We start from the raw sequence: 13,483 nt of genomic DNA on the forward strand, positions 1-13,483 counted from the left end.
GTAGTCCCCGCCCTGACTGACGCGCCGGTCAGTCGCCTCTCGACCTGGCCCGCCGACCGCGCGACGGGCTCACCCGCTCCTGCGCCTCGCCGGGGGCGTCCCCCGTCGCGGGCGCGGCGCGCTCGCCCTCCGGGCCCCGCGCCGCGAGCCCGGCCGCGGGGTCCATCCGGAGGTAACCGCGCCGCAGGAAATCGTGGAGCGCCGTCACGATCCGCTCGCGCGGGCGGGCCTGCTCCTCGAGGGCGTTCTCGAACAGCACCTCCTTCAGCGCGCCGATCGTGAACGTCGCGTAGAGCTCGGTGTCCCCCGGCTCGATGACGCCGAGCCGCTGCCCCTCCGCGAGGCTCTGCTGCAGCAGGAGCTTCACCTCCTGGCGGAACGCCCGCAGCTCCTTGACGAACGCCGGGTCGAGCCCGGCCGCGTGCGACAGGAGGATGCTCGTCAGCGCCGGATCGTCGAGCAGGACGGCCACGATCGCGCGGATGTTGTGCTTGACCTGCGCCTCGACGTCCGCCGACGGGTCCACGCGCAGGATGGCGCCGCCGAGCCGCGAGAAGAGGCCGCGCACGAGCTCGCCGAACACCGAGCGCTTGTCGGGGAAGTAGAGGTAGAACGTCCCCTTCGCGACCTTCGCGAGCGCGACGATGTCGTCGACCTTCGCCTCGTGATACCCCTTCTCGGAAAACACGGTACGCGCGGCGCGGAGGAGCGCTTGGCGGCGCTCGGCCTTGTCCATGGGCCGGTCGCTTTACCATCACCGGCCCGCCATCTGGGGACCGATGTCTCCCCTCCGGCGTCGTGCGAGCCCGCCGTCTGAAAAGATCCGGAAAGTTCGCGGCACAGCGCACGACACGCGGACGCCGGGGGGGCACCGCGCGCCATCCGACGCAACCAGCCGCAACCGAGCGCGGCGTCGGAACCTTGCACCCTGGACGCAGCGATGGCCCGAGATGGCCGGAAAACGGCATCGCGCGGCCACCAAGACGCACCGGATTGCTTGATTTCCCGGGCATCCCGTTGTAGCCATCACGACTGACCAGCCAGTCAGTCGGACGCTGGGGACCGGCGACGGCGGTGGGAGGAGCCCCGATGGGAAGGCAGATCCAAGAACCGGTCGTGGTCGGCATCGACGTCGGCTCGACGACGGTGAAGGCCGTCGTGCTCGATCCGCAGACGCTCGAGATCCTCTGGAGCGACTACCAGCGGCATCAGACGAAGCAGCCGGAGAAGGTGCTCGAGCTCCTCGAGGTCATCGAGGCGTCGTTCCCCGCGTCGCCGAGGGAGAGCTGGCGGGTGTTCATGACGGGCTCCGGCGCCGCGCCCCTCTGCCCCGGCCTGGGCGCCAAGTTCGTCCAGGAGGTCAACGCGGTCACGCTCGCGGTCGAGAACCTGCACCCGGACGTGGGCAGCGTCATCGAGCTCGGCGGGCAGGACGCCAAGATCATCATCTTCCAGCGGGACGAGAAGACGGGCGACAAGACCGCCGCGCCCTCGATGAACGACAAGTGCGCCTCCGGCACGGGCGCCACCATCGACAAGTGCATGATCAAGGTGGGCCTCCCTTCGACGGAGGTGGTGAAGATCCACTTCGACGACTCGAAGCTCCACCACGTCGCCGCGAAGTGCGGCGTCTTCGCCGAGACGGACATCGTGAACCTCGTGAAGAGCGGTATCCCCTCGACGGAGATCCTCTGCTCGCTCGCCGACGCGATCGTCCTCCAGAACCTGTCGGTGCTGACGCGCGGCTCGACGCTGAAGCACAAGGTGATCCTGCTCGGCGGCCCCAACACCTACCTCCCCTTCCTCCAGGAGTGCTGGCGCAAGCGGATCCCCGAGACCTGGGACGAGCGCGGCTACAGCTGGCCGAAGGACCAGCCGGTCGAGGAGACGATCTTCGTCCCGGAGAACGCGCAGTACTACGCGGCGTTCGGCGCGTGCGTCTACGGGCTCAAGGAGGCGCCGGAGGTCGGCCTCTACGCCGGCAAGTCGGGGCTCATCGAGTACATGACGAACGGCAGGAAGGCCCGGCTCGGCGAGAGCGCGGGCCCGCCGCTCGTGAAGACCCGGAACGAGGTCGACGAGTTCCGGAAGCTCTACAGCATCCCGAGGTTCACGCCGATGAAGCTCGCGCCCGGCCAGGTGGTGCGCGGGGTCATCGGCCTCGACGGCGGCTCCACCTCATCGAAGGCGGTGCTCATCGACGAGGACGGGAACATCGTCTGCAAGGCCTACCAGCTCTCGAAGGGCAACCCGATCCAGGACGCGAAGGAGCTCCTCTCCCAGCTCCGGCAGTACGTGCTCGATGAGGGCGCGACGCTCGAGGTGCTCGGCTTCGGCGGCACCGGGTACGCGGCCGACGTGCTCCAGGAGTGCATGCGGGCCGACGTCAACATCGTCGAGACCGTCGCCCACATGATGAGCGCGGTGAAGTTCTTCGGCGACGTCGACGTCATCTGCGATATCGGCGGACAGGACATCAAGGTCCTGTTCATGAAGAACGGCGATATCGCGAACTTCCGCCTCTCCAACTCGTGCTCTGCGGGCAACGGCATGTTGCTCCAGGCGATGGCCGACCAGTTCGGCCTGAAGGTGACCGAGTACGCCGACACGGCGTTCGGCGCCGAGCTCGCGCCGAAGTTCAGCTACGGCTGCGCCGTCTTCCTCGACACGGACCGCGTGAACTTCCAGAAGGAGGGCTTCTCGAAGGAGGAGCTGCTCGCCGGGCTCGCCCAGGTGCTGCCGAAGAACGTGTGGCAGTACGTCGTGCAGATCCCGCGGCTCGCGGCGCTCGGCACGCGCTACGTGCTGCAGGGCGGCACGCAGTACAACCTCGCGGCGGTCAAGGCGCAGGTCGATTACATCAAGGAGCGCGTCCCCGGCGCCGAGGTGTTCGTCCACCCGCACACCGGCGAGGCCGGCGCGCTCGGCGCCGCGTTCGAGACGCTCCGGGTCGTGAAGCGCAAGGGCCGGTCGACGTTCATCGGGATCGACGCGGCGATCGCCCTCGAATACACGACGAAGAACGACGAGGAGACGGTCTGCCACTTCTGCCCGAACGAGTGCAAGCGGACCTTCATCGACACGAAGCGGCCTGACGGGACGACGAGCCGCTACATCTCGGGCTTCTCGTGCGAAAAGGGCACGGTCGAGAGCGAGCAGGCGATGCTCGCGCTCGTCGCCGAGCGGAAGAAGATCGCGAAGCAGTTCCCGAACCTCGTCGACTACGAGTCGAAGCTCGCCTTCCGGCACTTCTACGACACGGCGCCGCTCCCCGAGGAAGGCGCGCCGGTGAAGGACACGGTCGTCAAGAAGGGCTTCCTCGGCATCCGCCGGGTGGAGACGACGCGCCCGTTCCGGCGGAGCGGCATCGAGGTGCGGGAGCGCCTCCGCCGCGTCCGCATCGGCATCCCGCGCGTCCTCAACATCTACTCGACCGGACCGTATTACCGCGCCTACTTCGAGGCGCTCGGCGTCCCCAAGCAGAACGTCGTCTTCAGCGACGCGACGAGCGAGGAGATGTGGGTCGAGGGCGGCAAGTACGGCTCCATCGATCCGTGCTTCCCGTCCAAGGTGGCGCAGGCCCACGTCCACAACCTGCTCTTCCACCACCACACGGACGAGAAGAAGCTCCATTACATCTTCTTCCCCATCCTCACCCATGTGCCGAGCTTCGGCGAAGGGGTGATGGACAAGACGAGCTGCCCGATCGTCGCGGGCGTGCCGGACGTCATGAAGGCGGCGTTCACGAAGGAGGTCGACTTCTTCAAGACGCGCGGCATCGAGTACCTCGATCCCGCGCTCACGTTCTCCGAGATGACGCTGACGGCGCGCCGGATGTTCGAGACCTGGGGCCCGCGGCTCGGCATCACCGAGGACGAGAGCGATCACGCGCACCGCGAGGGGATGCGGGCGCTCTCGCAGTTCGAGCGCGACCTCCAGGACAAGGGGCGGGCGATCCTCGAGACGGTCGAGTCCGAGAACCGGGTCGCCATCCTGATGATCGGGCGGCCGTACCACTCCGACCCGGGCCTGAACCACGGCATCCCGGAGGAGTTCCAGGTGCTCGGTTATCCGATCCTCTCGGTGCGGTCCATCCCGCGCGACATGGAGTACCTCGCGCGGTACTTCAAGGACGAGATCGCGATCGGCCAGCACCCGCTCGACATCAACGACGTCTGGCCGGAGAACTACTCGGCCAACAGCGCGCAGAAGGTCTGGGCGGCCAAGTTCGCCGCCCGCCACCCGAACGTCGTCCTGCTCGATCTCTCGAGCTTCAAGTGCGGCCACGACGCGCCGACGTACGGGATCATCGACAGCATCGTGAGCTCGAGCGCGACGCCGTACGCGGCGCTGCACGACATCGACGCCAACAAGCCGGGCGGCTCGATCAAGATCCGCGTGAAGACCTACGCGCACAGCCTCAAGCTGCACGAGGAGGCGCTCGAGGACGCGGCGAAGAAGAAGGCGCAGCTGGTCCAGCGCATCGAGGAGAAGCGGCTCGAGCTGCTCCAGCTGAAGCGCGACCAGCAGGCGGCGCGCAAGATCACGGATCCCGCGCTCGAGCGGGAGATCGCCGCGCTCGCCGAGAAGGTCCGGAGCTACGTCGCGCCGGTCTCGCCGCCCGAGGCGCCGAAGACGGGCCTCGTGCAGCTCAAGAAGAAGCAGTCCGACGGGACCGTCGTCCCCTTGGAAGCCTGAACCACGTCGAAGGTCGAGGGGGGGACGGCGGGGCCGCCCCTTCCAGCATCCAAGCGAAGGGAAGCCACGCCATGCAACATACGAGCACGACGAGCACGACGACCACGCAGAAGACGCGCCTTCCTCTGGTGGGCGAGGCCCGATCCAACAAGACCGACGTCGACATCGAGGCGGAGCTCAGGGCGTTCGAGGAGGCCGAGCGGGAGCGGCTCGGGCTCAAATCCGAGCGGCGCCAGTGGGTCGACAACATGCTCAAGCCGAAGATGACCAAGAAGGAGCGCGAGAACGTGACGCTCCTCATCAGCGGCCTCACCGCCGCGCAGGACTTCCTGTGCGAGGGCGCGCTGAAGGGCCTCGGCTACAACGTCCACTACTTCGGGATGAGCGACAACGCGGGGCTGCAGACGGGCAAGGAGTTCGGCAACCGCGGGCAGTGCAACCCGACGTACTTCACGGTCGGCGGCCTCGTGAAGTACCTCATCGACCTGCGCGACAAGCAGGGGATGTCGACCGAGGACATCATCAAGAACTACGTCTTCCTGACGGCGGGCGCGTGCGGGCCCTGTCGGTTCGGCATGTACGTGACCGAGTACAGGAAGGCGCTCCGCGACGCCGGCTTCGACGGCTTCCGGGTCATGCTCTTCCAGCAGACCGGCGGGCTCTCGCAGGCGACGGGCGACGACGTCGGGCTCGAGATGAACCCCGCCTTCTTCATCGCGATCATCAAGGCCATCGTCTGCGGCGACACGCTGAACGCGCTCGGCTACCGGATCCGGCCTTACGAGGTCGAGCCGGGCGCGACGAACCGCGCGATGGAGAGCGCGAAGCGCATCCTCTACAAGGCTCTTTACGAGCAGACGAACGTGTTCAAGGCGCTCTACGAGGCGCGCAAGGAGTTCGAGGGCGTCCGGGTGGACAAGCTCCGGCCCAAGGCGAAGACGTCGATCATCGGCGAGTTCTGGGCGATGACGACCGAGGGAGACGGCAACTACGCGCTGCAGAAGTTCCTCGAGAGCGAGGGCGGCGAGAACGACATCCAGCTCACGACGGCGTGGCTGCTCTACAACATCTGGGAGTGCGCCCGAGACACCCGCGAGCGGCGCGACCTGCGCGGCGCCGACGAGGGCAATTACGGCCTCGCCAGCCTGGACGAGTTCGGCGTGGCGAAGCGCCTCGCGACCATGCGCCTCGCCGAGGGCGCGCTGCGCGTCGGCTTCCAGGCGTTCGCGCTGCCGCTCGGCCTGCTCGACTACCACCTTCCGGACATGGAGCTCGTGGCGGAGGTGGCGAAGGACTACTACTCGAACGACCTCCGCGGCGGCGAGGGGCACATGGAGGTCGGCAAGCTCATCGTGAACGCCGTGAAGTCGAAGGCGCACGTGACGGTGAGCGTGAAGCCGTTCGGCTGCATGCCCTCGTCGGGCGTCTCCGACGGCGTCCAGTCGCTGATCACGTCGCGCTACCCCGGGACGATCTTCTGCGCGGTGGAGACGAGCGGCGACGGCGCAACGAACTTCTACTCGCGCATCCAGATGTACATGTTCAAGGCGCGCATCCTGGCCGAGCAGGAGCTCACCCGCGCCTACGAGGAGGCCGGCGTCACGGAGGCCGAGGTGCGCGCGTTCCTCGCGAGGAACCCGAAGTACGCGAGCCCGCTCCACCACGCGCCGCACCGCGTCGCCGGCTCGGCCGCCAACCTCGTCTACGAGGTGGCGCCGCTCATCAAGCAGACGGCCGCCGAGCGCGCGCTGGGCAAGGCCAGGGCGGCGGCGGGCGCGCTCCGCGGCGCCGTGATGGCCGCCCCGGCCAAGGCGAAGGCGGCAGCGGAGTTCCTCACGGATCCGGAGACGCTCGCCCGGGCGCGCGAGGACGTCGCGCTGATTCGCGACATCGTCGGCGGCAAGGCCGCGGAGCGCTTCAGCCCGCTGGTCAAGCGCCTGGCTGGCAAGGCGTACTTCGAGAACAACCCCGAGGTGCGCCACGTGAGCCACGCGGCGAACAGCGTGGAGCCCATCGCCGCGGAGTGAGGCGGACGAGGCGGACGCCGCCGGGCGAGCTGCGCCCGGCGGCCCCCTCGACCTCTCCGCGAGCGCCGCGCCGCCCCGCCCGCCGCGCGCCGTCCGGCCGCGACGCACGCGCGAAATTCTGCTAGATATCGCGCGCCATGACCGAACTGCGCTCGTTGTCTCCCGATGCTCTTGCCTCGCTCACCCGTGAGCTCGAGGCGCGTTTTGCTGCCTTTGAAGCCCGCGGCCTCAAGCTCGACATGACGCGCGGCAAGCCGTCGTCCGAGCAGCTCGATCTCGCGAACGGCATGCTCGCGCTGCCCGGCGCGGGCGACCTGGTCGCCTCGGACGGCTCGGATACGCGCAACTACGGCGGCCTCGACGGCCTGCCCGAGATGAAGGCCATCTTCGCCGAGATGCTCGAGGTCCCCTCGGAGCAGGTCATCGTCGGCGGGAACAGCAGCCTGACGATGATGCACGACGCGGTGGTCCGCGCGCTCATCCACGGCGTGCCCGACGGCAGCGGCCCCTGGGTGAAGCAGCCCAAGGTGAAGTTCCTGTGCCCGAGCCCCGGCTACGATCGTCACTTCGCGATCTGCGAGCACCACGGCATCGAGATGATCACGATCGACCTGCGCGACGACGGTCCGGACATGGATCAGGTCGAGAAGCTCGTCGCCGAGGACGCGGCCATCAAGGGCATGTGGAGCGTGCCGAAGTACTCCAACCCCACCGGCACCACGTACAGCCCCGAGGTCGTGCGCCGGCTCGCCAGCATGAAGACGGCGGCCCCCGACTTCCGCCTCTTCTGGGACAACGCCTACGCGGTCCACGACCTCTACGCCGAGGGCGACCCGCTCGCGAACATCGTGCCGGCGTGCCAGTCCGCGGGCCACCCCAACCGGCCGATCGTCTTCGCCTCCACGTCGAAGATCTCGTTCGCCGGCAGCGGCGTCGCCGCCATGGCGTCGAGCCCCGCGAACGTGGCGGACGCGAAGAAGCACCTCGGCATCCAGACCATCGGTCCGGACAAGGTGAACCAGCTGCGGCACGTGCGCTTCTACAAGGATTACAAGGGCTTGCTGAGCCACATGCAGCGGCACGCCGAGCTCATGCGGCCCAAGTTCGAGGCGGTGACGACCACGTTCGAGCGCGAGCTCGGCGGCAAGGGCATCGCCACCTGGACCTCGCCGCGCGGCGGCTACTTCGTCAGCCTCGACACCCTCGACGGCTGTGCGAAGGAGGTGGTGCGACTGGCCAACAAGGCGGGCGTGAAGCTGACCGGCGCCGGCGCGACGTACCCGTACGGCCGCGATCCTCGCGACCGCAACATCCGGGTCGCGCCCTCGATGCCGCCGCTGGATCAGATCCGCGTCGCCATGGACGTCGTCGCGGTCTGTGTCCAGCTCGCGAGCGTCCGCAAGCTCGCTGGCTGATCGCCGTCATCGCCGTCATTGTCGCTCGCCCGCATTGCGATCGACGCACCGCAGTGCAAGGGTGGGCGCTCCCTCTCGGAGCGCCTCACCATGCAGCAACTCACCCTCGAAGGTCAGCGGAGAGTTTCCGACCTGTCACAGCGCTATTTCGTCAGCACCGACGCGGTGATGACGTTGTTGCAGGCGCTCGTGAACGGCCATGGAACGATGGCGCAGTTCTACCACCCCGAGCTGGGCGGCGGTGGGCAGTGGATGCAGGGCGGCATGACCATGGTCGGGGACATGTTCAACAACGGTCTCAAGGCCAAGGTGGACGGCCTGTGCTCCGAGCTGTCCAGCCTGCTGGCCAGCCAGCCTTTCGTTCCAGCGCCCCCGAGCTATCCATCGCAGGGCGGTCAGCAGCAGCAGCAGCAAGGTGGCAGCGGAGGTTTTGGGGGATCGCCGGTCAGCCTGTTCGTCCCGGGGTCGGGAGGGGGCTCGGGCAGCTGGTGGCCCGGGGAGCTCGGCGTGCCGAGCTCCAGCGGATCGCAGAACAACGTCCGATATGCCTACTTCCCCGGCGCGCGGCGCCTGGCCGTCGAGGTCAACGGGCGCGTCAGCGTCTATGACACGCTCGATCATCAGATCGGCGGTGTGTCGCAGCAGCAAGGGTCGGGGGCGTCCGTGACGTTCACCAGCCAGTACGGCGTGGTGAGCGTGCTGAGCTTGCCAATCATCTCCGGCGACCTTGCCGTGAAGCAGGCGCCGATCGCCCCGCCCGCTCCGGCGCAAGCGGCCGCTCCGGCGCAGGCGGACGCCGCCCTCCCCCGCCCTGCTCCGGCGCAGGAAGGGGATATCTTCGCCGCCATCGAGCGACTCGCCGATCTGCGGCAAAAGGGGTTCATCACCGAGCAGGAGTTCGCTGCGAAGAAGACGGAGCTCCTCGGCAGGCTCTGAGCGCGAGGAGAGGACGGTCGCCGAGGGCGACCAGGAGCGGGCGGCCAGCGCCGGAGAGGATCGCGCGCCGGACTCCCGTCAGCCCTCACCCGCCATGACAGACCGCTTCGATGTTGTGCCCATCAGGATCACGCACGAACGCACCGTAGTAGCCCGGGTGGTACTGCGGCCGTAGCCCCGGCGGACCGTTGTCGACGCCTCCAGCGGCGAGCGCGGCCCGGTAGAACGCATCGACGTCGGCCCGCGTCTTCGCGACGAAGGCGACATGCAAGCTTCCCTGCAGCGGGGTTCCCGTGCCGATCCAGAAGTCCGGCTTCCCCTCGGGCCCCAGGCCGGCGTGGGTGCCCGCCTCCCCGGTCATCTCCGGCGTGATCTCCATCACGAGCCCGTAGCCAAGAGGGGCCAGGGCCGCCAGATAGAAGGCCTTGCTCCGCTCATAATCCGAGACTGGAAAACCGATGTGGTCGATCATCATGCGCGCCATCATCGCCCAGACAGACGCGCGCCAGCCGAAGAAAAGCGACTGCACCTCTGCTCCCAGCGAGGCGCACCAGGCACCGCTGTGCACGGCATTCCGATAGGCCGCACGGGATTGCCATCTTCAGCACGAACTCGGCACTGGGCGCCACGGCCGCTCGCGCGCAAACCGCACCATCCGTCCACATGCGAGCTTCTGCCCGGCGCCGCGGTGGTCGACAGGCGGCGCGCTGCCTGGCCTACCGCGCGGGCCGCGCGCTCGCGCGCTCGAGGCCGCGGAGGACCTCCTCGAGCGCTTCCTGGGTGAGCAGACCCACGTGCCGGAAGACCTCCCGGCCCCCTGCGTCGAGGATGACGACGCTCGGCACGTGGTGCAGCCCGGCGAAGGGCCCCTCTCCGGCGATCGTCGGGGCGTCCGCGAGCGCCACCGGGTACGGGAGCTTGAGCGTCGCGACGAAGGCCTCGACGAGCGGCCGGTTCTCGCTCGCCTCGAGGACCAGGAGCGCCGCGTTGATGCGCGGCGTGTGATCGCGGAACAGCCCCGCGAGGAACCGCGCCTCCGCCTGAGACGCCACATCGTAGGTCGCGACGAAGCCGATCACGCTGAACCTGCCCGAGAGCGACCCGGTCGAGAGCTCGCGGCCGTCGAGGGTCTCGTACGAGAAGCTCCGCACCGGGCCGGGCGCCGGGGCCGCCGCGGCGACCGGCGGCCCCGCCGCTGGCTCCCGGACGGCGTCGCCGCCCCCACCGCAGCCGATCGCGAGCAGCAAGAGCGGCGTGCACACCGGCGCGAGCGGCCTCATGGCAGCGGATCACCCTCCAGGTGGGCGTCGAAGAGATCAGCGCAGAGCTGCAGCGAGGGTGGGAGCTCGGCGCCCTTGCGCCGCTGCGCCAGGACGGCATGGCACAGCTCCTCGATGACCAGCTTGATCGGCGTGGCCTCGAGCTGCGCGCCGTCGAGCAGGATCCCCGGACCCGGGGCGTCCTCCGCGCGGACGATGGGATCGTGCCGCGCCCAGGCGATGCCATCCTCGGGGAGATAGCGGCACCAGAGCACCCGCACGAAGCGCAGGTAGAGCGGCGTCACCAGCGCCACCACGCGATCGCCCCCCGCGGCGACGCCGCGCAGCGCGAAGCCGCCCGTCGGGCGCGGTGCGTGCTCCCCCCCCTCGATCGCGACCTCGATCCGCTCGCGGCGACCGGCGTCGCTCTCGACCGACAGGAGCGGCGCATAGATCGCCACCGCAGGCACCTGCAGCTTGGGCGCGTCTTCCGCGAGGACGTCGAGCCACGCCTCGCGCGCCTCGGGGCCGAGCTCCCCGTACACGTGGGCCGCGGCGATGGCCGCCTCGGCGTCGGTCGCGAGCGCGGCGAGCCATTCCCGCCAGGCAGCGAGGATGCGCGGGTCGAGCAGCGCGCCCGACGACGCGGGCAGGCCCTGCGCCGCGCCGTCGGGCGCGGCGGCGTCCAGCGAGGGCTCCTGGACGAGATCGACCGAGCTCGGGTCGCGGCGCTCCGTCATGCCACCCTCAGCGCAGCGCGTCGCGGCGACGCGCCCCGACGTCGCACTCCAGATCGCGCAGGAGCTCGGCGAACTCGTCGCCCCGTCCGAGCGGCGCCGCGAGCGTGATCTCTCCGCCGCGATCCGCGAGCAGGAGCGCGACGCCGTCGCTCGCCTCGACGATGCTCTTCACGAACACGACGTCCGCTGGATGGACCACCACGTGCTGCACCAGCATCCCGGCGCTCGCATCCGCGATCGAGAGGGGTCCGCGCGCGGGCCCGAGCTGCCCCGCGGCCCCCGAGGGCTGCCCGCCGGCCGGAGACGCGGACGCGACTCGCCTGGAATTGCTGTCGTTCCGGCCCATGGACGGCGGAGCTAAGCACCGCTCGCCGGAGGGATCCAGCGGGCACACCCGGCGGGGATGGCCAGCCCCCTCGCCGCGTCAAGATGCCACGTCCCTCCCTCGATCCGCGGGCCCCGTGGCGTTCTCGCGCCCGCCAAAGCGGCGCGAGATCGTCGGGCCGCTCACCTTCACCCTTCATGATTCGCACCGGCGGCTCGCCGGCGGCGTCGTCGGGAGGCGACGGGCCGCGGGCCCGAGCCAGACGAGAGCCGACGAGAGCCGACGAGAGCCGGGGCAGGCGGGCTCTGGGGCCCGCGGAGCGCTCGGGGATCGCCGCGCGGGGCGAAAGCGCCGCCAGGGGCGCTACACTCCCGCCGATGTCAGCCTCACGAGCCTGCAGCGAGCGAATGGAGGAGCGCCGCGAGACGTGCCCGGCGCCGCAGCCGAAGACCGCCGTCGATGACGACGAGCGCGAGCACGACGAGCACGACGAGAACGACGGCAAGCTGATCGACCTGCCGCCGCTCGGGCACGACGAGGAAGAAGGGGGCGACGAGGGCTTCGACGACCTCCTGCAGACGCTCGACGACGCGGAGCAGGGGCTCGACGACGCGAACGCGAGCGACCTCGAGATCGGCGTCGAGCTCGCCGTGGACGACGGCGGGACCGGGGAGGACGAGCCCGCGGAAGAAGGCGTCGACGTCGGGGCGCTCCACGAGGGGATCGCGGAGGCCGACGCGAGCACGTGGCTGTCCGATGAGGCCGTCGAGCAGAGCGACGCCGAGCAGGACGATCTCGACGATCACGGCGGGGCGCACGGCGACGACGGCGGCGCGGAAGGGACGGGAGAGGACCCGGCGGACGACGTGGACGAGGGGGAGCTGCCGGCGCTCGACGCGGACCAGGAGGGCGCCTACGAGGGCGAAGATCTGCTCGCAGAGCTGCCTGATCTCCCCGACGACCAGGCCCCCGTCTGGGATGCGCTGCCCTGGGTCGTCGTCGAGGACGCAGGCGCCGCCGTCCCGTGCAGCACGCTCGCGGTGGCCGGCGGCTACGTCGTCGCAGGCAGCGCCGGCGCAGAGCCCGGGCTGACGAGCGAGCCCGCCGCGCGATCGGGAGGTCGCCCGCGCCGCGCGGAGCGGGCGGGCGGCGAGCGCGGGACCGTGCTCGTCGTCGACGCGGGGGCGCTCTCCGCGCGCCGCGCCGGCATCGACACGTCGGCGTCGTCGATCGCGCTGTCGGACAGCGCGATCCTCATCGCCACGCGCCGCGGCAACCTGCTGCTGAGCGACGATCGGGGGAAGAGCGCGAGCACGCTCGGCGCGTGGGGCTCGGGCGGCGCGCCGGTGACGCTCGCGACGACGCCGGGGCGCCTGTGGGTGCTGGCCGGCAAGACGCTGTGGTCGCCCGCGGCCGGCGCGGTCGTTTCGCCGCCGGAGACCGGCTCCGCCGTGGCCGCGGGCTCGCCCCGCCGCGACGGCGCGCCGTCTCCATCGAAGGGCGCGCTCTCCCTGTCGCCCGGGCCCGCGCTGCGGGACGGCGTGCTCCGGATGAGCGCGAGCGAGGGGGTGATCGTCGCGCTCACGAGCGCGGCCGAAGGACCACAGATCGAGCGGCTCCGCGGCGACGACGAAGGCTCGCCGGTCGTGCCGCTGTCGGGGGCGGCGCGGCGCGCGGCCGAGGCCGACGACTGCAGGCTCGCAGCGGCGGCCGGCGGGCGCTCGATCGCGATCTCCGGCGCCGGGCTCCTCTGCGTGTCGCGCAACGGCGGCGAGACCTTCCGCGTGCTGGAGGGGCTCGCGGTGGTCGTCGCCCTCGCCTTCGCAGGCGACCACAAGACCTCACTGCTGCTCGCGCTCGTCGCGCGCGAGGGCGAGCGCCGGGCGCAGCTGGTCCACGTGCCGTCGAACGCCGCCCCGACGCTCGTCGCCGAGCTCGGGGCGACGCGCCCCGGCGCCCCCGAGGAGGAGGCCGCGTCGATCGGACCGGCGGCGATCGCCTGGGACGCGTCGCGCGAGATCGTGTGGGTCGCGTGCTGGGCGGGGCTCGTCGCGCTCACGCGACAGAGAAAGCACTGACGGTC

10 protein-coding genes are annotated in these 13,483 nt (G+C 70.2%); 5 read left to right on the top strand and 5 right to left on the bottom strand.

All coding sequences use genetic code 11. The features are described from left to right. Positions 1-28 precede the first annotated feature (28 nt). A complete protein-coding gene (locus WME82_RS33440) occupies positions 29-736 on the bottom strand; it encodes a TetR/AcrR family transcriptional regulator (protein WP_437912262.1) in 708 nt (235 codons plus the stop codon). A 353-nt stretch (positions 737-1,089) separates the two neighbouring features. On the opposite strand from WME82_RS33440, the gene WME82_RS33445 reads away from it, so the two are divergent. The 4 genes from WME82_RS33445 to WME82_RS33460 all read left to right on the top strand — a co-directional run bounded on the left by WME82_RS33445 (position 1,090) and on the right by WME82_RS33460 (position 9,076). Then, on the top strand, positions 1,090-4,698 hold the full coding sequence (locus WME82_RS33445; protein WP_437851649.1) for a BadF/BadG/BcrA/BcrD ATPase family protein: 3,609 nt from the start codon (positions 1,090-1,092) through the stop codon (positions 4,696-4,698). A gap of 71 nt (positions 4,699-4,769) precedes the next feature. After that, the gene (locus WME82_RS33450) at positions 4,770-6,725 is read left to right on the top strand and encodes a 2-hydroxyglutaryl-CoA dehydratase (RefSeq protein WP_437912263.1); all 1,956 of its coding nucleotides are present in this window, start codon (positions 4,770-4,772) and stop codon (positions 6,723-6,725) included. 137 nt (positions 6,726-6,862) lie between these two features. Next, positions 6,863-8,140 carry an aminotransferase class I/II-fold pyridoxal phosphate-dependent enzyme gene (locus tag WME82_RS33455; RefSeq protein ID WP_438038610.1) on the top strand — a complete coding sequence of 426 codons (1,278 nt, stop codon included), beginning with the start codon at positions 6,863-6,865 and terminating at the stop codon, positions 8,138-8,140. A gap of 90 nt (positions 8,141-8,230) precedes the next feature. Beyond that, positions 8,231-9,076 (top strand): SHOCT domain-containing protein, encoded by an 846-nt coding sequence (locus WME82_RS33460; protein ID WP_438038611.1) that lies wholly within the window; start codon positions 8,231-8,233, stop codon positions 9,074-9,076. An 85-nt stretch (positions 9,077-9,161) separates the two neighbouring features. Here WME82_RS33460 and WME82_RS33465 read toward each other — a convergent pair whose 3' ends face one another. The 4 genes from WME82_RS33465 to WME82_RS33480 form a co-directional block, all read right to left on the bottom strand. Then, entirely contained in the window at positions 9,162-9,548 is a 387-nt protein-coding gene (locus WME82_RS33465) for a VOC family protein (protein WP_438044954.1), read from the bottom strand. A 244-nt stretch (positions 9,549-9,792) separates the two neighbouring features. After that, positions 9,793-10,356, bottom strand: a complete 564-nt coding sequence (locus WME82_RS33470) for a TlpA family protein disulfide reductase (protein ID WP_438038612.1) — start codon at positions 10,354-10,356, stop codon at positions 9,793-9,795. Continuing rightward, on the bottom strand, positions 10,353-11,075 hold the full coding sequence (locus WME82_RS33475; protein ID WP_437740548.1) for a hypothetical protein: 723 nt from the start codon (positions 11,073-11,075) through the stop codon (positions 10,353-10,355). Before WME82_RS33475 ends, WME82_RS33470 begins: the two co-directional genes overlap by 4 nt. A gap of 7 nt (positions 11,076-11,082) precedes the next feature. Continuing rightward, complete coding sequence (locus WME82_RS33480; protein WP_437740549.1) at positions 11,083-11,421, bottom strand: DUF4911 domain-containing protein; 339 nt, start codon at positions 11,419-11,421, stop codon at positions 11,083-11,085. Positions 11,422-11,777: 356 nt separating this feature from the next. On the opposite strand from WME82_RS33480, the gene WME82_RS33485 reads away from it, so the two are divergent. Continuing rightward, positions 11,778-13,478, top strand: a complete 1,701-nt coding sequence (locus WME82_RS33485) for a hypothetical protein (protein ID WP_438038613.1) — start codon at positions 11,778-11,780, stop codon at positions 13,476-13,478. The last annotated feature ends 5 nt before the right edge of the window (positions 13,479-13,483 follow it).

It is taken from the genome of Sorangium sp. So ce128, assembly GCF_051525245.1.
Taxonomy (GTDB): Bacteria; Myxococcota_A; Polyangia; order Polyangiales; family Polyangiaceae; genus Sorangium; species Sorangium cellulosum_B.